18 protein-coding genes, 4 tRNA genes and 1 riboswitch are annotated in these 21441 nt (G+C 49.4%); of the genes, 3 read left to right on the top strand and 19 right to left on the bottom strand.

Annotated features, from left to right (window positions below):
* Positions 1-33 precede the first annotated feature (33 nt).
* The 18 genes from H8K26_RS02350 to H8K26_RS02265 form a co-directional block, all read right to left on the bottom strand.
* Positions 34-834 (bottom strand): IclR family transcriptional regulator, encoded by an 801-nt coding sequence (locus H8K26_RS02350; protein ID WP_190477079.1) that lies wholly within the window; start codon positions 832-834, stop codon positions 34-36.
* 221 nt (positions 835-1055) lie between these two features.
* On the bottom strand, positions 1056-1703 hold the full coding sequence (locus H8K26_RS02345; RefSeq protein ID WP_186896243.1) for an SPOR domain-containing protein: 648 nt from the start codon (positions 1701-1703) through the stop codon (positions 1056-1058).
* Between the two features lie 51 nt (positions 1704-1754).
* On the bottom strand, positions 1755-2525 hold the full coding sequence (locus H8K26_RS02340) for a type III pantothenate kinase (RefSeq protein ID WP_190477078.1): 771 nt from the start codon (positions 2523-2525) through the stop codon (positions 1755-1757).
* 42 nt (positions 2526-2567) lie between these two features.
* Positions 2568-3410 (bottom strand): biotin--[acetyl-CoA-carboxylase] ligase, encoded by an 843-nt coding sequence (locus H8K26_RS02335; RefSeq protein WP_223826794.1) that lies wholly within the window; start codon positions 3408-3410, stop codon positions 2568-2570.
* Positions 3411-3797: 387 nt separating this feature from the next.
* A complete protein-coding gene (gene rpoC, locus H8K26_RS02330; RefSeq protein ID WP_190477076.1) occupies positions 3798-8024 on the bottom strand; it encodes a DNA-directed RNA polymerase subunit beta' in 4227 nt (1408 codons plus the stop codon).
* A 230-nt stretch (positions 8025-8254) separates the two neighbouring features.
* On the bottom strand, positions 8255-12361 hold the full coding sequence (gene rpoB, locus H8K26_RS02325; protein WP_190477074.1) for a DNA-directed RNA polymerase subunit beta: 4107 nt from the start codon (positions 12359-12361) through the stop codon (positions 8255-8257).
* A 215-nt stretch (positions 12362-12576) separates the two neighbouring features.
* On the bottom strand, positions 12577-12951 hold the full coding sequence (gene rplL, locus H8K26_RS02320) for a 50S ribosomal protein L7/L12 (RefSeq protein ID WP_186886085.1): 375 nt from the start codon (positions 12949-12951) through the stop codon (positions 12577-12579).
* Between the two features lie 57 nt (positions 12952-13008).
* On the bottom strand, positions 13009-13506 hold the full coding sequence (rplJ, locus tag H8K26_RS02315) for a 50S ribosomal protein L10 (protein ID WP_186886084.1): 498 nt from the start codon (positions 13504-13506) through the stop codon (positions 13009-13011).
* A 292-nt stretch (positions 13507-13798) separates the two neighbouring features.
* On the bottom strand, positions 13799-14491 hold the full coding sequence (gene rplA / locus H8K26_RS02310; protein ID WP_190477072.1) for a 50S ribosomal protein L1: 693 nt from the start codon (positions 14489-14491) through the stop codon (positions 13799-13801).
* Entirely contained in the window at positions 14491-14922 is a 432-nt protein-coding gene (gene rplK, locus H8K26_RS02305; protein ID WP_186886082.1) for a 50S ribosomal protein L11, read from the bottom strand. Before rplK ends, rplA begins: the two co-directional genes overlap by 1 nt.
* Before the next feature lie 121 nt (positions 14923-15043).
* Positions 15044-15637, bottom strand: a complete 594-nt coding sequence (gene nusG, locus H8K26_RS02300) for a transcription termination/antitermination protein NusG (protein WP_186886081.1) — start codon at positions 15635-15637, stop codon at positions 15044-15046.
* A complete protein-coding gene (secE, locus tag H8K26_RS02295; protein WP_186886080.1) occupies positions 15637-16020 on the bottom strand; it encodes a preprotein translocase subunit SecE in 384 nt (127 codons plus the stop codon). Before secE ends, nusG begins: the two co-directional genes overlap by 1 nt.
* Positions 16021-16058: 38 nt before the next feature.
* Positions 16059-16134, bottom strand: a tRNA-Trp gene (locus H8K26_RS02290).
* A gap of 73 nt (positions 16135-16207) precedes the next feature.
* Complete coding sequence (gene tuf, locus H8K26_RS02285) at positions 16208-17398, bottom strand: elongation factor Tu (RefSeq protein ID WP_186896239.1); 1191 nt, start codon at positions 17396-17398, stop codon at positions 16208-16210.
* A 74-nt stretch (positions 17399-17472) separates the two neighbouring features.
* Positions 17473-17547: transfer RNA gene (locus H8K26_RS02280), tRNA-Thr, on the bottom strand.
* 32 nt (positions 17548-17579) lie between these two features.
* Positions 17580-17653 (bottom strand) — tRNA-Gly (locus H8K26_RS02275).
* A gap of 39 nt (positions 17654-17692) precedes the next feature.
* Positions 17693-17777, bottom strand: a tRNA-Tyr gene (locus tag H8K26_RS02270).
* Positions 17778-17849: 72 nt separating this feature from the next.
* Entirely contained in the window at positions 17850-18572 is a 723-nt protein-coding gene (locus tag H8K26_RS02265) for an MgtC/SapB family protein (RefSeq protein ID WP_223826793.1), read from the bottom strand.
* A gap of 178 nt (positions 18573-18750) precedes the next feature.
* Positions 18751-18879: riboswitch (yybP-ykoY riboswitch) on the top strand.
* Positions 18880-18970: 91 nt separating this feature from the next.
* Here H8K26_RS02265 and H8K26_RS02260 point away from each other — a divergent pair.
* From H8K26_RS02260 to H8K26_RS02250, 3 genes are read left to right on the top strand one after another with little or no spacing between them, the layout of a single operon-like run.
* Complete coding sequence (locus H8K26_RS02260; protein ID WP_190477071.1) at positions 18971-19543, top strand: TMEM165/GDT1 family protein; 573 nt, start codon at positions 18971-18973, stop codon at positions 19541-19543.
* Between the two features lie 10 nt (positions 19544-19553).
* Positions 19554-19925 (top strand): arsenate reductase family protein, encoded by a 372-nt coding sequence (locus H8K26_RS02255; protein ID WP_190477069.1) that lies wholly within the window; start codon positions 19554-19556, stop codon positions 19923-19925.
* Positions 19918-20721, top strand: coding sequence for a hypothetical protein (locus tag H8K26_RS02250; RefSeq protein ID WP_190477067.1), 804 nt, complete (start codon positions 19918-19920; stop codon positions 20719-20721). The genes H8K26_RS02255 and H8K26_RS02250 overlap by 8 nt, the downstream gene beginning before the upstream one ends.
* 18 nt (positions 20722-20739) lie before the next feature.
* On the opposite strand, the gene H8K26_RS02245 is transcribed toward H8K26_RS02250, so the two are convergent.
* Complete coding sequence (locus H8K26_RS02245) at positions 20740-21384, bottom strand: LysE family transporter (protein WP_190477065.1); 645 nt, start codon at positions 21382-21384, stop codon at positions 20740-20742.
* Positions 21385-21441: the final 57 nt, after the last annotated feature.

Genomic DNA, 21441 nt, shown 5'->3' with positions numbered 1-21441 from the left:
GGTAACGGCACTGTCGATATAGTTTGTTCAGATTCAGATACGGCTTTCGATACGCAGACGCTGACTGATCTTGGCCGCAGCCGCCTGCGTCAGCCGTATCAATTCATCGCTACGCGGCAGGGCGCGGCTGGTCGGCGCCATCAGTGACAGGGTCGCCTCGGCCTTCGTCGTGCCTGACATCACCGGCACGCTGACGCCCCAGACGCCGATGTCGACTTCATCCTGACTGACCGCATATCCTTGCCGGGCGATCTCTTGCAGTTGTTGTTTCAGCTTAGCGACGCGTGCATCATCTAATTGCTGAGTCGCCAGTTGGGCATCCAACACGGCGGGCGGCAAGCTGGCCAATAAGGCTTTGGCCGATGCGCCGCGCGCCGTCGGCCCTGTGCTGCCACGCGTGAACGAACAGCGTAAAGCCTGCGGACTTTCCAGCATATCGAGACAAATTACCTGCCCATGCAAGTAAATTAATAAGCCTACGCTTTCGCCGGATCGCTCCAGTAATTGCTGCATTTCTTCGCGCGCTTGCTGCATCAGATGGGAATGATGATCGAAGCCCCACGCAAGCTGTACCGCCATTGGCCCAGGCTCATATAATCCGCTCTGGGCTACCTGCCCGTTGTGCACATGTTCCTGCAACAGTCCCCACTTTTTGAGCATGGCAATTTGCCGGTACAAGCTGCTCAGCGGTATTCCGGTTTGTGCAGCCAATTCTCTGGCGCTGAGTGCCTGCCCTGCGCGCGCGACGCAAGCCAGAACCTGCAACACCCGCTCACCGGATGGCACATCGAACCGGACATCATGTACAGGTGCAGAAGGAAAAAAGTTGATCATCGCTGACATTTCAAAAGAAGCTATGCCATGCTAACAGCAGACTCCGGAATATCAAGTCTGCATTCTCATATTATGAGAATAGGTGGTGAGATTTTAATCAGAAAAGGATAAAGAGCAAATACTACTTAGCTTTGCGTCTCGGGGACAAAAGGTGATAAAAAAGCGCCACGGCGGGCGCTTCATCAGATCATAAAAACCACTGTTCAAAATGCGAATGAAGATCAGCTTTTGCTATAGGCCGTATTCTGGCAATTGCGGGTTTCCTGTGCAGGGAATTGTGCCTTGATCGCATCAAACTTCGTCTTTTCATCCCCATTCAGCGCCCGTAGCTGATAGGCAAATTTGGAGGTGGTCACTGTACGCGGCATGATGCGGGCGGTGCGTACCCCTTTATTATTCAGATTGGCCAGATGCAATTTCGCCGCTTCTTCAGTCTTGAAAATGCCGAGTGAAATTCCCCAATGTAAGGTGCCTTGTTCCTGTATCACGAAGAAATCAGTAATGCCGATACGGCGCAATTCACCTACTTTCTTATCCGCACCATCTTTGCTGCCCTGAGACGGGATGTACACCATGTGGGTGCCGATATCGCTGACATTCAGCCTTGACTGTCTATCACCCAAAGCCAGCGTCTTTAACTTCTCTTCTATCTTCGGTGCCTCGGCCTGAGGAAAATTCCCGATTTCCAGACAAGCGATGATTTCAGCTTTTTTTTCCGGCACGGGCTCTGCCGCGGTCATCGCTGCGCTGGCGGAAATCTGTACCAGTTCATCGACATGATGCTGTTTTTTCAGGCGTTCCGGCTCATGCGTCTCCAATGACCAATGTCCCAGCCAGCCAAGATTGAACGCCAGCGCAAATGCGTTCAAGACCAATAAACTCCAGAAAAAAAATCGCAGCATGATGATAAGTAGGTGAATTCAGCTCGGGCTTGATTGTGCCACGACATACAGTCCAGTCAAGACAAGATTGGGGATATGCTGGCAATCAAAATCCAGATGGGGCAACAGATAAGGCGCGGCACCGCCGGAGATCAGACACGTCACCGCTGTTTTCTGTTCCTCGGCGAAGGCTTGATAAGCCAGTGTGATCGCACCAGTCTGCGCATGTATACAACCGCTGACGATCGCCTGATCAGTGTTATCGGCAAATGGTTGATGGACCCTGATGCTTTCTGCAACCTGCGGCAATTGTGCTGTATTGCGAGCCAGCGATTCCGCCATCAGTTTCAAGCCCGGCAAAATCATACCGCCAGTGAACACACCATCCACACTGACCGCATCGACCGTCGTCGCAGTACCGCAGGTTGCCACAATCAGATTCTGTTGCGGATACAGATAATGCGCCGCAATCGCAGAGATAAAACGATCACAACCCAATTGCTGCGGATGACGATAATGGTTTTGCAGACCGGCCAACTCCGCTTGCGACGCCAGCCAATATGGTTGCAGCGCGGGGAAAATACGCACCAGTATATCGTTGAGCTGCGCTTTCACACCCTCACCCGCGACATTCGACACCAGCACTCTGGTGACAGGATATTGATGCCAGCGCTCCGCCAGGGTGGCAATCTCTGTATGGGCAACAGAATCCATGGCCAGCCAGTCTGGTAACGTGTTAGTCAACGCTGTCGCTAACTGGGGGATGCCCCATTTGATGCGGGTATTACCGGCATCAATCAGTAATAGCATGTCTATTCTTCTTTCATTGTTTGTGCAATCTCAGGGGGTATCTCAAACAGTATCGACTGGTCTCAACGAGACATCGCCTGCGAGTACGGGTATTTGCCCATTGGCAGTTTGCAGCAGCAGACGGCCGCTGACATCGACCCCGGTGGCGATACCACGCTGCAGTATCTGGCCGTGGTCAATGATCTGCACCTCCTGATTCGCGTAGGCATGCAGCGCATTCCAACGCGCCTGAAACGCAGAAAAACCGTGCTGATCGAACTGCTCGAAAGCTTTTGCGAGGGCGTTCAGCAAATGCGCAAGCAAAGCATTTCTATCCATCCGTGCCAGCCACGGCGCATCTGCAACTGCACGCCCCAGGCTGGCTTCAAATGCCTCGGGCAACTGCAGATTCAGGCCGATACCAGCCACAATCCAGGTGCCGCCATTTTTTTGGGCGGCACTTTCGATCAGTATACCTGCCAGCTTTTTTCCGTCGCGTAAAATATCATTCGGCCACTTCAGTTGCACTGGTAAATCGAGTGCCTGTAATACGTCTGCAATAGCAACGCCAACCGCCAACGGCAATCCCATCAGTGCGTGTGTCTCCCGGCTCAATGGCCAGGCAAGCGAAAACATCAGCATGCCACCCGGCACCGATTGCCAGCTGCGACCTGCGCGCCCGCGGCCGGCAGTCTGATGCAAGGCAACGCGCAACAGCGGCTTATTCAATTCGCCCAATCGGGACAGCAGATCAGCATTCGTCGAGCCGGTTTCCGCGACAACTTCAACATCTGCCAACATACCAAACGCGTCACGCAACACGAGGATCTTCTCCGCAGTGATATTGAGCTGAATATCATCAGTACGGCTGCTTGCAGGCGTTGTGGTCAGGCATTGATCTGGCATGAGTCTGTATTCGTCGTGAAAATTTAAATTTTTATGAACCTTGCTTCAGACGTCAGCCTCTGGTGCAGTACGGTTAGGGGTAACAGCAACTGACAACACTGCGATGGGCTACGCTGAATCTCATTCTCTTAGGGCTGACGCAATTTGCCCCGGCAAGGCTAAAAAGCTTTTTTCTGCTTTGGGAAACATCGCTGGTAAGCGATGTCTGTTTCGCCAGCAGGCAACATGTTGCCTGAAACCCTGGCTACACCATGGCGACGAAGGCAGTACGAGTAGTACGGCGAGGAGCCATAACGCCGCTGGGGCAGTTTTGCGACAGTCCTATCTCTATAAAAAAACGGCACCGGAGACTAAGCTTCGGTGCCGTTTTTATTCTTTCAGCTACGCTTACGCGTCGCCTTCATGCACATCAGTTGTTGCTTCTGGAGCAGGAGCGAAGACTGCTTTTTCTGCTTCCAGCAACGCGTGACGTTCATCCGCTTCCCAGGTTTCTTTCAACTTGCGGGCGCGGTGGAATGCCAGACCGGTACCAGCAGGAATCAGGCGACCCACGATGACGTTTTCTTTCAGGCCGCGCAGGGTATCTTTCTTGCCCATGATCGCTGCTTCTGTCAGAACGCGGGTTGTTTCCTGGAAGGACGCTGCCGAGATGAAGGAATCAGTCGACAGAGACGCTTTGGTAATACCCAGCAAGATATTTTCATACGTTGCAGGAATACCGCCAGCAGCGACCACGCGATCGTTTTCACCTAACAGGTCAGAACGTTCAACTTGTTCACCGACGATGTAGTTCGCATCACCTGGATTCACCACAACCACACGACGCAACATCTGACGCACGATCACTTCAATGTGCTTGTCATTGATCTTAACGCCTTGTAAGCGGTACACGTCCTGCACTTCATCAACGATGTAACGTGCCAACGCTTCGATACCCAGCAAACGCAGGATGTCTTGTGGATCAGCCGGGCCGTCAACAATCATCTCACCTTTGTTCACAACCTGACCATCATGCACCAGGACTTGTTTGTCTTTGGTAATCAGGAATTCGTGTTTCTCACCGTCCATGTCGGTGATTTCCAGACGTTGCTTACCTTTGGTTTCTTTACCAAATGCAACCGTACCAGTTACCTCAGCCAGCATACCTGCATCTTTTGGTGAACGTGCTTCGAACAATTCAGCAACGCGTGGCAGACCACCGGTAATATCACGGGTTTTTTGTGATTCAGTCGGGATACGCGCCAGAACTTCACCAACGTGTACTTGCTGACCATCTTTCACCGTAATCAGCGCGCCAACCTGGAAGCCGATTGTCACCGCATGTTCAGTGCCGGAGATCTTGACCTCTTCACCTTGTTCGTTCAACAGCTTAACCTGTGGGCGCAGTGTTTTACCTGCTGCACTACCACGACGTTTCGCATCGATCGCCACCAGTGTGGACAAGCCAGTCACTTCATCAACCTGTTTCGCAACAGTTACGCCTTCTTCGACGTTTTCGAACTTCACAGTACCTGTGTATTCGGTAATGATAGGACGTGTCAGCGGATCCCATGTTGCCAGTGCAGTACCAGCCTTGATCACCATACCGTCTTTCACGATCAGCGTGGCACCGTAAGGTACTTTATGGCGTTCACGTTCACGACCGTGGTCGTCAGTGATCAATACTTCACCGGAACGGGAAATCACGATCTGATCACCCTTACCGTTCGTCACATAACGCATCGTTGCTGTGAAACGAATCGTACCGTTGGATTTTGCTTCAACGGAAGATGCCACTGCTGCACGGGAAGCCGCACCACCGATGTGGAACGTACGCATCGTCAACTGTGTACCTGGTTCACCGATGGACTGCGCAGCGATAACACCGACTGCTTCACCAGCATTCACCATCATACCGCGACCCAGATCACGTCCGTAACACATTGCGCACAGACCGTAACGTGTGTCACAAGTCAGTGGCGTACGTACTTTGACTTCATCAATGCCCAGTGCTTCGATACGTTCAACCGCAACTTCATCCAGCAAAGTACCTGCTTCGTACAGTGTTTCCTGCGTTTCAGGATTCACGATATCGTTAGCAGAAACACGGCCCAGGATCAGGTCGCGCAGAGGCACGTTAACTTCACCACCTTCGACCAGCGCTTTCATCGAAGAACCATTGCTTGTACCGCAATCGTCCTCAACCACGACCAGATCCTGCGTCACGTCAACCAGACGACGTGTCAGGTAACCGGAGTTCGCTGTTTTCAACGCCGTATCTGCCAGACCTTTACGTGCACCGTGCGTAGAAATAAAGTACTGAAGAACGTTCAGACCTTCGCGGAAGTTCGCGGTAATCGGTGTTTCGATAATGGAGCCATCTGGTTTCGCCATCAGACCACGCATACCGGCCAGCTGACGAATCTGCGCAGCAGAACCACGCGCACCAGAGTCGGCCATCATATAAATCGCGTTAAACGATTCTTGCGTACCGACTGTGCCGTCGCGGCGTGTGACTGGTTCCACTTTCAGTTGCTCCATCATGGCCTTACCGACTTCATCACCGGTTTTGCCCCAGATATCGACCACTTTATTGTAACGCTCACCAGCCGTCACCAGACCGGACGCATATTGCTGCTCGATCTGTTTCACTTCGTGCTCAGCCGCTGCCAGCAAAGTCACTTTTTGTGGCGGTACCAACATGTCATCGATACAGATAGAGATACCGGCGCGTGTCGCGAGGCGGAAACCCATTTGCATCAGTTGATCGGCAAACACAACGGTAGCGCGCAGGCCGCACTTACGGAACGATGTATCGATCAGTTTGGAAATTTCTTTTTTCTTCAACGCGCGGTTCAGCACGGTGAATGGTAAACCTTTTGGCAGAATTTCTGACAAAATCGCACGACCAACTGTGGTTTCGTAACGTTTGATCGTTTTAACGAATTCACCAGTTGCCGGATCTTTCGGATATTCCGTAATACGGACAGTCACGCGTGTTGCCAGCTCGACTTCCTTATTGTCCCAGGCGCGGATCGCTTCTGAAACGTCAGGGAACATCATGCCTTCGCCCTTGCCGTTAATGGCTTCGCGAGACGCGTAGTACAGACCCAACACGATATCCTGAGAAGGCACGATAGACGGTTCGCCATTGGATGGGAACAGAATATTGTTAGACGCCAGCATCAATGTGCGGGCTTCCATCTGCGCTTCGATAGACAAAGGCACGTGAACCGCCATCTGGTCACCGTCGAAGTCGGCATTGAAAGCCGCGCAGACGAGTGGATGCAACTGGATCGCTTTACCTTCGATCAACACTGGTTCAAACGCCTGAATACCCAAACGGTGCAAAGTTGGCGCACGGTTCAGCATAATCGGATGTTCGCGGATCACTTCTTCCAGAATATCCCAGACGACTGGTTCTTGAATTTCAACCAGTTTTTTCGCTGCCTTGATCGTTGTTGCCAGACCCATCAATTCCAGTTTATTGAAAATGAATGGTTTGAACAGTTCCAAGGCCATCAATTTTGGCAGACCGCATTGATGCAATTTCAGTTGCGGACCAACCACGATAACGGAACGACCAGAGTAATCGACGCGCTTACCCAGCAAGTTCTGACGGAAACGACCGCCTTTACCTTTGATCATCTCAGCCAGAGATTTCAATGGACGCTTGTTCGCACCAGTCATTGCCTTACCACGACGACCATTGTCTAACAATGAATCGACTGCTTCTTGCAACATACGCTTTTCATTACGCGTAATGATTTCCGGAGCGCGCAATTCCATCAGGCGCTTCAAACGGTTATTACGGTTAATCACGCGACGATACAGATCATTCAGATCGGAAGTCGCAAAACGGCCACCGTCCAGCGGTACCAATGGGCGCAGCTCTGGCGGCAACACTGGCAACACTTCCATGATCATCCAGTCTGGTTTGATACCGGAGCGTTGGAACGCTTCGAGTACTTTCAGACGTTTTGCATATTTCTTGATCTTGGCTTCAGATTTGGATTCTTTGAGTTCTACACGCAAAGTTTCAGCATCACGGTCGATATCAATCGAACGCAGCAATTCACGGATACCTTCTGCGCCCATGAATGCGGTGAATTCATCGCCGTATTCTTCGTATTTAGCAGCGTAGTCGTCTTCCGACATGATCTGGCATTTTTTCAGCGGTGTCATGCCAGGATCGGTCACAACGTATGCTTCAAAATACAAAACGCGTTCGATATCGCGCAATGTCATGTCGAGCACCATACCCAGACGGGATGGCAGAGATTTCAGGAACCAGATATGCGCTGTTGGCGATGCCAGCTCAATGTGACCCATGCGTTCACGACGCACTTTCGCCAGTGTGACTTCAACGCCGCACTTTTCACAAATCACGCCACGGTGCTTCAGACGTTTGTATTTACCGCACAGGCATTCGTAATCTTTGATAGGGCCAAAAATTTTGGCGCAGAATAAACCGTCGCGCTCAGGCTTGAAAGTACGATAGTTGATGGTTTCCGGCTTTTTAACTTCGCCGTAGGACCAGGAACGAATTTTTTCAGGAGACGCCAGACCAATTTTGATCGCGTCGAATTGTTCGTTAGGTTGGACTTGCTTGAATAGATCGAGCAGGGCTTTCATGTATATCACTCCAGTGAAGCGCGCAATTTACTTTGAAATTCACGCTTGGTGGCTGAATGGTGCTGCAACAGAAGGTCTTTCGCCTTACCCTGTTCGCATCAGCGGGAGAGCCAGGTCTGTCGACACTGGTTCCGCTCATACCGGGAACGAACTCGCTTCCAAACTGCTGGCTAGCTGAATGACCAACGCCCGAAACTCGTTCGGGCGATGGTTTTACTACTTAATTACAATTAATCGCGTTCGAGATCGATATCGATACCCAGAGAGCGGATCTCTTTGACCAGAACGTTGAACGATTCCGGCATACCAGCGTCAATCACGTGGTCGCCCTTAACGAGATTTTCGTACACTTTCGTACGACCATTCACGTCATCGGACTTGACGGTCAACATCTCTTGCAAGACATAAGACGCGCCGTATGCTTCGAGAGCCCAAACCTCCATCTCACCGAAACGCTGACCACCGAACTGTGCTTTACCGCCCAATGGCTGTTGAGTCACCAGAGAGTAAGGACCAGTCGAACGGGCATGCATTTTATCATCAACCAGATGATGCAGTTTCAACATATGCATGTAACCCAGTGTGACTTTACGTTCAAACGCTTCACCAGTACGGCCATCGTACAAAGTAACCTGGTTTTTCGATGGTGTCATACCGAGGTGCTGCGCGATATGGTCAGGGAAAGCCAGATCCAGCATGCGACGAATTTCCTCTTCATCCGCACCGTCAAACACTGGCGTTGCAAACGGCACACCATTTTTCAGGTTATTCGTCAATTCCAGAATTTCTGTATCGGTGAAGCTGTCCAGATCTTCTGTTTTGCCGGATTCGTTGTAAATCTTTTTCAAGAATTCACGCAGCTCTTCGACCTTGGCTTTTGCCTTCAGCATTTCGCCGATACGCAAGCCCAGACCTTTTGCGGCCCAACCCAGATGTACTTCCAGAACCTGACCCACGTTCATACGTGAAGGAACACCCAATGGGTTCAATACGATGTCTGCAGGAGTACCGTCGGCCATGTATGGCATATCTTCGATAGGCACGATACGGGAAACCACACCCTTATTACCGTGACGACCCGCCATTTTGTCACCTGGTTGCAGACGACGTTTAACAGCCAGATAGACCTTGACCATTTTCTGTACGCCTGGCGGCAATTCATCGCCTTGCGTCAGTTTGGTACGTTTTTCTTCGAAAGCCAGATCAAACTGGTGACGCTTCTCAGCGATAGAATCTTTGATCGCGACCAGAGCATTCGCTGCTTCGTCCGATGCCAGACGAATATCGAACCAGTGGTATTTGTCTATACTTGCCAGATATTCTTTGGTCAGTTTCGTGCCTTTCGCCAGTTTGGCTGGGCCACCATCGGCAATCTTACCGTCAAGCATACGTTCCAGACGTTCAAACGCATCGCCTTCAACAATACGCAACTGATCGTTCAGATCGAGGCGATAACGCTTCAATTCATCATCGATAATTTGCTGTGCACGTTTGTCGCGTTGGATGCCTTCGCGAGTGAACACTTGCACGTCGATGACTGTACCTACCATGCCTGAAGGCACGCGCAGGGACGTATCTTTGACGTCAGACGCTTTCTCACCGAAAATCGCGCGCAACAGTTTTTCTTCCGGTGTCAGCTGAGTTTCACCTTTTGGCGTCACTTTACCGACCAGAGTATCACCAGCTGTTACCTCAGCGCCGATGTAGACGATACCGGACTCATCCAGACGAGCCAGTTGGTTTTCTGCCAGATTCGAGATATCACGTGTGATTTCTTCGGCACCCAACTTAGTATCACGGGCAACAACAGACAACTCTTCGATATGAATCGATGTATAGCGGTCGTCAGCGACCACTTTTTCAGAGATCAGGATCGAATCTTCGAAGTTATAACCGTTCCATGGCATGAACGCGACCAGCATGTTCTGACCAAGAGCCAGCTCACCCATATCTGTCGATGCGCCGTCAGCCAGTACGTCGCCTTTAGCAACCACATCACCGACTTTAACGATCGGACGTTGGTTGATATTTGTATTTTGGTTAGAACGTGTGTATTTGATGAGGTTGTAAATATCCACACCGACTTCACCAGCCTGCGCTTCAGCATCATTCACACGAATAACGATACGGCCCGCATCGATATAATCAACTTTACCGCCACGCAATGCCTGTACTGTTGTACCGGAGTCAACTGCAACAGTACGTTCAATACCTGTACCGACAAATGCTTTTTCCGGACGCAAGCAAGGAACTGCCTGACGTTGCATGTTGGCACCCATCAACGCACGGTTCGCATCATCGTGTTCGAGGAATGGAATCAGCGATGCCGCAACAGAAACGACCTGGCCAGTTGCCACGTCCATGTACTGGATACGTTCCGGGGATACCAGGATCGTTTCGCCAGCTTCACGCGCGGAAACCAGTTCATCAATCAGTTTGCCTTCGCCATCGATCGTCGCATTCGCCTGAGCGATGATGTAACGACCCTCTTCAATCGCGGAAAGGTAGTCGATCTGATTCGTGATTTTGCTGTCAACCACTTTACGGTATGGCGTTTCCAGGAAACCGTATTCGTTTAGACGTGCATACAACGCCAGCGAATTGATCAGACCAATGTTTGGTCCCTCAGGAGTTTCAATCGGGCAAACACGACCATAGTGAGTTGGATGAACGTCGCGGACTTCAAAGCCAGCGCGCTCACGTGTCAAACCACCAGGCCCCAGAGCGGAAATACGACGCTTATGCGTGATCTCGGACAATGGGTTAGTCTGATCCATAAACTGAGACAATTGTGAAGAACCGAAGAACTCACGAATCGCAGCAGAGATAGGCTTGGAGTTGATCAGGTCATGCGGCATCAGGTTGTCGGCTTCAGCCTGACCCAGACGCTCTTTCACTGCACGCTCTACACGTACCAGACCAGCACGGAACTGATTCTCAGCCAATTCACCGACGCAACGTACACGACGATTACCCAAGTGATCGATATCATCGACTTCACCGCGACCATTGCGCAGTTCTACCAGAATCTTGATTACGGCTAATACATCTTCGTTCGACAGTGTCATCGCGCCTGTCAGTTCATCACGACCGATACGGCGGTTGAACTTCATGCGACCGACAGCAGACAGATCGTAACGGTCTTCGCTATAGAACAAACCATTGAACAATGCTTCAACGGAATCTTCTGTTGGAGGTTCGCCAGGACGCATCATGCGATAAATCGCAACACGGGCAGCCATCTGATCCGAAGTGTCGTCAGTACGCAAGGTCTGAGAAATATAAGCACCCTGATCCAGATCATTTGTGTACAGAGTCTGAATATCAGTCACACGTGCATCGCGCAAACGCGCCAGCAATTCCTCTGTCAACTCGTCGTTGGCATTCGCAATCACTTCGCCAGTATCAGCGTCGATAATATTTTTTGCCAACACGCGACCAAGCAGATAATCTTCAGGTACGGAAATATGCTTGATTCCACCCGCCTCGATTTCACGTACATGCTTAGCATTGATACGCTTATCCTTAGCAACAATCACTTTGCCGGATTTGTCAGCGATGTCGAAACGCGCAACTTCACCGCGCAAACGCTCAGCGACAAATTCCATCTCTGCGCCATCTGCATGCAGGTTGAAATTATCGAAAACAAAGAAGTTTGCCAGGATCTGTTCGTTGCTCATGCCGATAGCACGCAACAAGATCGTTACTGGCATCTTACGGCGGCGGTCAATACGGAAGAACAGGATATCTTTCGGGTCAAACTCGAAATCCAGCCATGAACCACGGTAAGGAATGATCCTTGCCGAGAACAACAATTTACCGGAAGAATGCGTTTTGCCGCGATCATGTTCAAAGAACACACCTGGCGAACGATGCAACTGGGAAACTATCACACGCTCGGTACCGTTAACAACAAAAGAACCCGTCGTCGTCATCAAAGGCAATTCGCCCATGTAGACTTCCTGTTCTTTCATTTCTTTAACGACAGGCTTAGTCGGCGATTCTTTATCCAGAATCACCAGACGTACTTTTGCACGCAATGGTGACGCATAGGTAAGTCCACGCAATTGACATTCCTTGACGTCAAAAGCAGGATCACCTAAAACATAGGACAAGAATTCGAGACGAGCGAATCCATTGTGTGAAACGATAGGAAAAATCGAAGTGAAGGCTGACTGCAAGCCCTCATTTTTGCGGTTTGCCGCTGTTCTGTCTTCTTGTAAAAAGCTTTGGTACGACTCGATTTGAGTCGCCAATAAGAACGGAACGTTGTGGACGTTGGCGCGCTTCGCAAAAGATTTACGAATACGCTTCTTCTCAGTAAATGAGTAGTGCATGGACACTCCGTGAGTGACAAGGAAGGATGGAGAATTCAGGATTCCTGTCACAAAATTAATTCAACTCTGCGACAAAAAACCTCAAGTCTCAGCCCTCGGTCTTAATAAACAGCTAAACAACCCTGAACGACAAAGAAGCCAAAGAGGAACCCTCTCTTTCGAGAGGATTCCTGCCTTTGACTTCGGCAAATCCGCAGATTTGCCTTAATACTGTATTACTTAACGTCGACTTTAGCGCCAGCTTCTTCAAGCTTTTTCTTAGCGGCTTCAGCGTCAGCTTTAGCAACACCTTCTTTAACTGCTTTAGGTGCGCCATCAACCAGATCTTTAGCTTCTTTCAAGCCCAGACCTGTGATTTCACGAACTGCTTTAATGACGCCAACTTTGTTCGCGCCAACTTCAGCCAGAATTACGTTGAATTCTGTTTGTTCTTCAGCAGCTGCAGCAGCACCGCCACCAGCAGCAGGACCAGCTGCAACTGCAGCAGCGGACACACCAAATTTTTCTTCGAAAGCTTTAACCAGATCGTTCAGGTCCATTACGGACATCGCGCCTACGGCTTCCAGGATATCGTCTTTGCTAATTGCCATTTGAAACTCCAATTAATTAATTACATTGATACGGTATTTGACGGAAACATCAGTGCATTACGCAGCTTCTGTTTCTTTCTTTGCTGCCACGGCGGCCAGAGCACGTGCGAAAGCAGATACAGGAGCCTGCATCATACCTACGACTTGCGCCAACAATACTTCGCGGCTTGGGATGCTTGCCAATGCAACAACGCCAGCTTTATCCAGCGATTTGCCTGCATAGTTACCCGCTTTGATAACCAGTTTGTCATTGCTTTTTGCAAAGTCTTGAACGACTTTAGCAGCAGCAACAGCATCTTCCGAGATCGCATAGATCAACGGACCGGTCATTTCAGAAGCGAGGCTGGCAAATGCAGTTCCCTCAACAGCGCGACGTGCGAGTGTGTTTTTCAACACACGCATGTATACGCCTTGAGCACGTGCGTTAGCACGTAATTGCGTCAAATGACCGACCTGGATGCCACGATATTCAGCCACGACGATAGTCTGAGCAGTTGCTACTTTTGCAGAGACTTCAGCGACGACGGCTTTTTTGTCATTCAGATTGAGACTCACGGTCAACCTCCATTAATGATATTCAGTCTGCACATCAGGATGATGCACTTCCCTCACATCGTTTCGAACACGGCGTCCGAAGTTAGGAGTTTCACTGGGGGACCAGTAATCACTACAAAACTTGTTCGGGTACACCATCTGCGTTGGGTTCTGCAAATTACTCCGCAGATGTTTAACTTGTAACAAAGTAACAAGCCCAACGGTCTTTGACACTCTGAATATCCTGATTACTCAAGATATCCAGCCCAAAGATACGCCTCATGCAATACAGCATGAGGACTTAATTTTTTACTTAACCGAGATTAGCGTGATCAACGCGTACGCCCGCACCCATCGTAGATGAGATAGAAATCTTACGCAGGTAAACACCTTTGCTTGTCGCTGGTTTAGCTTTGTTCAGTGCATCAATCAATGCAACCAGATTCGACTTCAGATCACCATCAGCAAAAGACTTACGACCGATAGTAGTGTGAATAATACCTGCTTTGTCTGTACGGTATTGTACTTGACCTGCTTTTGCATTTTTAACTGCAGTAGCAACGTCAGGAGTCACAGTACCAACTTTCGGATTTGGCATCAGGCCACGTGGACCCAGAACCTGACCTAAAGTACCAACGATACGCATAGTATCTGGAGATGCGATCACAACGTCAAATGGCATATCGCCAGCTTTAACGCGCTCTGCCAGATCTTCCATACCAACGATATCTGCACCGGCTGCTTTAGCTTCTTCAGCTTTTGAACCTTGAGCGAATACCGCTACACGTACTGTTTTACCTGTACCAGCTGGCAACACAACTGCGCCACGAACAACTTGGTCAGATTTCTTAGGATCAACACCGAGTTGAACAGAAACGTCGATAGATTCGTTGAATTTCGCAGTAGCACATTCTTTGATCAATGCGATAGCATTGTCAAACGGGTACACTTTCAGACGATCTACTTTAGTTGCGAGCAACTTTGCTTTTTTAGATAACTTAGCCATTACAGACCCTCCACCGTGATGCCCATAGAGCGAGCGGAACCAGCGATAGTACGCACTGCTGCGTCCATATCAGCTGCTGTCAGATCTGCGCGCTTAGTAGTCGCGATCTCTTCAGCTTGCTTACGTGTGATGCTACCAACTTTATCAGTGTGAGGTTTAGCTGAACCTTTAGTGATACCTGCAGCTTTTTTGATCATATAAGTTGCTGGTGGAGTCTTCATCACGAAAGTGAAAGACTTATCCGCAAATGCAGTGATCACGACAGGAATCGGCATACCTGGCTCAACACCTTGAGTCTGTGCATTAAATGCTTTACAGAATTCCATGATGTTCAAACCACGTTGACCCAGAGCTGGACCGATTGGTGGGGATGGATTTGCTTTACCAGCTGGCACTTGCAGCTTGATAAAACCAATAATTTTCTTTGCCATGTTGGCTCCTTCATTAATTGAGTGTTAGCGCCTGACAAGGCTATTAACTAAGTCAGGCTCCTCTGCTTACTTCTCAGTTTCAAAAATTGCTTTTTTTCGTACTGATCAACGATTGCTACTCTCAGACTTTTTCAACCTGAGCAAATTCCAACTCAACTGGTGTAGCGCGACCAAAAATCGTCACTGTTACACGCACTTTGGATTTCTCGTAATTAACTTCTTCAACGTTTCCGTTGAAATCAGTGAACGGGCCTTCCTTAATACGTACAACTTCACCAACTTCATACAATACTTTTGGCCTTGGCTTCTCAACGCCATCCTGCATTTGCTGCAGAATTTTATCTACTTCATGCTGAGGAATCGGCGCAGGCTTATTCGACTTACCACCAATAAAGCCAGTCACTTTGCTGGTATTTTTTACCAGATGCCATGTATCGTCCGTCATATCCATTTCAACGAATACATAGCTTGGAAATAAACGGCGCTCAGTCACTACTTTACGACCATTGCGAACTTCAATCACTTCCTCTGTTGGCACAAGAATGCGACCGAACAGATCTTGCATTTCAGCGCGCTCAATACGCTCCACCAGAGCACGGTGCACACTTTTCTCCATGCCTGAGTAGGCGTGAACGGCATACCATCTTTTAGCGCTTTTAGGCACAGACACCTCAGGCGCTGTACCTTGCTCGTTTTCCTGAATGTTATCGCTCATTATTTTTTCCATCCAAGAATTACGTCATACAACAAAAACTCGAGAAACTTATCCGTCCCCCAGAGAAAGATCGCCATGACCAATACAAAACCAAACACCACTGCCGTAATCTGACCGGCTTCTTTGCGCGTAGGCCAGACAACCTTTTTTGTTTCACGAACAGATTCTTTAGCGAAATCAAAAAAATTACGACCAACTTCGGAGATTGCAAGCAGTCCGACAGCAACAACCAAGCCCGCCAGAAGAGCAACAACCCGAACCCAAGTCGACTGACCAGCGAGAATGTAAAAAGCAGCAATTCCAGAAACGACTGCAGCACCAGCCAAAATGACTTTATATTTGTCATTGGAGGTACTTACTGTTTGTACGGAATGATTAGACATACTTTTGATTTACTTTCGGTGCCCTGCGGCCTTGACGGTGGCAGGGGCGGTAGGAATCGAACCTACAACCTTCGGTTTTGGAGACCGACGCTCTGCCAATTGAGCTACACCCCTACATCTTAGAACCACTTGATAAGTACTGCGACCTTGGCAAGCCGCAATACTTATTTCGAATGAACTTTAAAAATTACTCGATAATTTTAGCAACAACACCCGCACCAACAGTACGACCACCTTCACGGATAGCGAAACGGAGACCTTCTTCCATCGCGATCGGGTTGATCAGTTTGACTGTGATAGAGACGTTATCACCTGGCATGACCATTTCTTTGTCTGCTGGCAACTCGATCGAACCAGTTACGTCCGTTGTACGGAAGTAGAACTGTGGACGGTAGTTGTTGAAGAATGGTGTATGACGACCACCTTCATCTTTCGACAAAACGTAGATCTCGCCTGTGAAGTGGCTGTGTGGCTTGATTGAACCTGGTTTTGCCAACACTTGACCACGTTGGATGTCTTCGCGTTTTGTACCGCGCAACAAAACACCGACGTTGTCACCGGCTTGACCTTGATCCAGCAATTTGCGGAACATTTCAACGCCAGTACATGTTGTTTTAACTGTGTCTTTAATACCGACGATTTCGATCTCTTCGCCAACTTTGATGATACCGCGTTCGATACGACCAGTCACCACTGTACCGCGACCAGAGATGGAGAATACGTCTTCTACTGGCAACAGGAAAGCGCCGTCAACAGCACGTTCTGGTGTTGGGATGTAGGTGTCGAGTGCATCAGCCAGTTTCAGGATTGCTTCTTCACCCAATGGACCTTTGTCGCCTTCGAGCGCCAGTTTTGCGGAACCTTGGATGATAGGCAGATCGTCGCCTGGGAATTCATATTTGGACAGTAATTCACGTACTTCCATTTCAACGAGTTCCAGCAATTCAGCGTCATCAACCATGTCGCATTTGTTCAGGAAAACGATGATGTATGGAACGCCAACCTGGCGAGCCAACAGGATGTGCTCACGTGTTTGTGGCATTGGGCCGTCTGCTGCGGAGCAAACCAGAATCGCGCCGTCCATCTGAGCCGCACCAGTGATCATGTTTTTAACATAGTCAGCATGGCCTGGGCAGTCAACGTGAGCGTAGTGGCGTGTTGCTGTTTCGTATTCAACGTGGGCAGTATTAATTGTAATACCGCGTGCTTTTTCTTCTGGTGCTGCGTCGATTTCGTCGTATTTCTTCGCTTCGCCACCGAATTTTGCAGACAATACTGTTGCAATCGCTGCTGTCAATGTTGTTTTACCGTGATCAACGTGACCAATTGTACCTACGTTGACGTGCGGCTTGGTGCGTTCGAACTTACCTTTTGCCATTTTGGACTCCTAACGATTTTATGAGATACTCAGGCACGCGCCCGACGACTTCAGACTTGAAACACCAGCTTACATGGTGCCCTTGACGTGGATTGAACACGTGGCCTCTCCCTTACCAAGGGAGTGCTCTACCACTGAGCTACAAGGGCAGCTTAGTCTGCACAAAGCCATGCAAAATAACTGGAGCGGGTGAAGGGAATCGAACCCTCGTCATAAGCTTGGAAGGCTTCAGCTCTACCATTGAGCTACACCCGCAGGGGCTACCACTTCAGCCGCAATACAAATTCTTTCCTATGGTGGAGGGGGCTGGATTCGAACCAGCGTACTCAGAGAGAACAGATTTACAGTCTGTCGCCTTTAACCACTCGGCCACCCCTCCATAGGGAACTCAGAACTATAGAGATCCGAAGCACTGATGTCAAGAGCTATTTAAAAAAAGTGTCGAAAAGAGTCAATTTCGTGCATGCGACAGCTGGAAGGAATCAACGCCGTCAAATTTTTCGAAGTCCTGAGATAAAACACTGATTGGCAGCGCAAGCTTTTTATCCATTGCGACGGCAACAAAACGCCACTCCAGAGCACCATTACTCTGTGCAATCGCCAATGTACCACTGGCCATTTCATAACCGCGTCTCAAAGCCATTTCGCCCATCGTTTTCTCATCCGGCAAAAATCCCTTTTTAAAACGTATCGTGATCACAATTGCCGCCTGTGAAGGTAACCAGGACTCAAGGCGATGCACCCATACCATGCAGGCGGCCGACAAAAGTGCCAACAGAATTGCCGCGGCATAAAAGCCCACTCCGACCAAAACACCGATCGCAGATGACGCCCACACCGAAGCAGCCGTCGTCAAACCGCTGATCGTGAATCCCTCCTTCATGATCACACCGGCACCGAGAAAGCCAATACCGGTAACGATTCCCTGAATAATTCTGGTCGGATCAAGCGCCACCGGCGCTATCGCGCGACCGCCGTACCAGAAGTCAGGGTAGCCGGCAATCACGACCAACGCTGCAGAAGCCATGCATACCAGCCCGTAAGTCCGCATGCCTGCGGCACGTCCGTGATAAGATCGTTCATAGCCGACGACAAAGCCCAGCAACATTGCGCCAGCCAGATTCAAGAATATGATGATGTTGGCGTTCAGCTCGGCAGCCGACCAGAAACTCATGAAATGACTCAGGTAACTTCCCATAACGCCCCATAAATGATGTAAATCGTTTTTTAGTTTATCAACTATCAGTCTGTGGCGGAAAGCAATTTACGCTACCTGCGTAAGATATCCGGGTAAAAATCAGCTCCGTTTTTTAAACCTATCATCCGCAAGCGACTATGCAGTATAATCCGCGCTCACATTCATTGGGGAGTAGCCTGCTTCAGCCTTGCTGAAGAAATCGCATCAACATACTTGACTCAACAGTCATGGTGCGGTTGATCCTGTAATCAGCAATGGATCAGCGATGATCTGCGCGGGATTTGGCAAGACCTTTGATAGTTGCACTTCTGTTACCGGAGATCGGGCGGAGTGTTGCTGTCATTGGTTATCAGCGCCCGATCTCAATAAAAATCATGGAAGCTTTCCTCGTCTCTGCTCTGGCCGTCACCGTTGGCGAAATTGGTGACAAAACACAATTGCTCGCCTTATTACTGGCAGCGCGCTATAAAAAACCAATCCCTATCATTCTCGGCATATTGATTGCTACCTTAGCCAATCATGCTCTGGCCGGATTACTGGGCCAATGGGTTGCTACTAATATTCCCTCCACGTTGTTGCGCTGGGCGCTAGGATTATCTTTTCTGGCCATTGCAGCCTGGACACTGAAACCTGATGAAATGGAAGATGAAGGTCTGAGTGAAGGAAAATACGGCGTCTTCGCGCTGACCTGCATCACTTTCTTTATTGCTGAAATCGGCGATAAAACACAGCTGGCAACGGTCGCACTGGCAGCAAAATACTCGAATCTCTACCTGGTTATCGCAGGTACAACGCTGGGTATGCTGATTGCTGATATTCCTGCAGTCTTTTTAGGAAAAATCGCAGCGCCGAATTTTCCATTCAAAATAGTCCGCTGGATTGCTGCTGGGGTATTCGCTATTCTTGGTGTCTTGGTGCTGTTGGGTATCGGCGATCGTTTTTTATAAAGAGAAAGAAATGCTGACGATTTATCATAATCCGCGTTGCTCCAAATCCCGTGAAGCACTGGCGATACTCGAATCTGCCTGCGCTGAACACGCGCAGGAGTTAAAGGTCATCGACTACCAGAAAACACCGCTGTCGGTCGGACAATTAACGACGCTGCTGGAGCAACTGGGCGGCGATGTACAACAAATGTTGCGCAATAACGAAGCGGAATATGCCGAGAAAAATTTAGCGGAAGCCGACGATTCCCGCGCGCTTCAGGCCATCGCTGATTGTCCCAAATTACTGCAACGTCCTATCGCTACATTCAATGGAAGAGCAGTCATAGGACGTCCGCCGGAGCAAGTGCTGCATCTATTTAAGAAAGTGTCATCACATGAGTGAATTTAAACTTGCCGCTGGCAGTATCGTCAAATTCGGCTGCACGACAACCCAGCTTTATCCGATTTTAAGAAATGGTATTGCGATGAGTAGTGTGCGCCAGGGTTTGCAAGATGCCGCTGGCGCATCAATACCAGGAATCATGATAGGCGAGTTGATGGCTTACTTCGCTGCGTGTGCAGATTTCTGCAATGACACCGGCGCTGTCCATCACGCACATCAGGACATCATGGCAGCTTTCGTGCAGGCACTGCAGAATCATCGCGGCGAAAAACCGCAAATGCCGGAGCTGGAAAGCATTGCCAGTGAAACCGGCTTACCGGTCGTACTGGAAATCGTGCTCGGGGAAGATTGCGTCATACTGGCAGACACGCATTTCGTCAGTGAAGGTGAAGCCGAGAAAAGCTGGAAACTCTGGCGCAGTGGTTCTTTGCAAAGAGAAGGCGGAATTCCGGCGAATTGGATCAAACAATTTTATTTCCCGCGCCTGCTCGATTACCGCGATATCAGCGTTGCCAGAAATCCACGCAGTCTGGAACAAACTACCGATACAGCGTTGATGGTCGGTGGCCTGATGCAATCGTGGCACAAAGACACACCGGCAGATTTACTGAATGCCTTTAACAAGCAATACGGTCGCATTAATTTTTCTCAGCGCAGTCAATTTGATGAAACATCGCTGGAGCGCTTCTTCAATCTGAATGCCATGCTGGACCCGGCAACCCGCTTGTTAAATCAGATGACCATCTGGCAAGACATTGATTCTCTCGCCAAGAAACAAGGTATTGAGCTGAACTAAAGCAAATCAGTTGGATGTTCAGTTGGACGGGCTGCGTTTGACGAAAAACAGCGCAGCCCCAATCGCCATCAGTATCCCGCCAAAGAAGCGATTCTGGCTTTTTAACCAGCTTGGATCACTGAAATATCTCTGCATGGTCGAGGCGGCATACGCATAGCTATGCATCACGATCAGATCGACGCCGCACATAGTCGCCCCGAGTATGCAAAGCTGCGGCAACAACGGCGCATCATGCGAAATAAATTGTGGTAACACCGCCACCATAAAAATGATGCCTTTAGGATTCGTCGTATTCGTGAAAAAACCGATCAGGAAACGTCTGCGTGCAGTGGGCAACTGTGTCAGCGTGACGTTTTTTTCTTCTTCCTTCACCACTTCTACCCGCGCACGCCATTGATTAAATCCAAGATAAATCAAATACAGCGCACCAACGATTTTAACGATATTAAACGCGAATTCTGACGCTAACAGAATCGAACCCACCCCTGCCCCGGCAATCGCCAGAATCAACAACAAGCCAGCCTGCAAGCCCAGTATCGTTGTACTGGCTTTTTTGACGCCGTAATTCAGCCCATGCGACATTGATAACACTGCACCAGAACCAGGGGAAATAGCGATTACACAAGCGGCAATCAGAAAGGCAAACCAGGTAGAAAAAGTCATAATCATCAATAGCGACAAGCGCTGAAATTAAACTGCAAAAAAAACACAAAAACTATT

The sequence above is a fragment of the Cognatundibacterium aquatile genome (assembly GCF_014699135.1).
Taxonomy (GTDB): Bacteria; Pseudomonadota; Gammaproteobacteria; order Burkholderiales; family Burkholderiaceae_D; genus Undibacterium; species Undibacterium aquatile.
The sequence above is the reverse complement of the archived record's forward strand: the minus strand, read 5'-3'. Positions and strand labels throughout refer to the sequence as shown.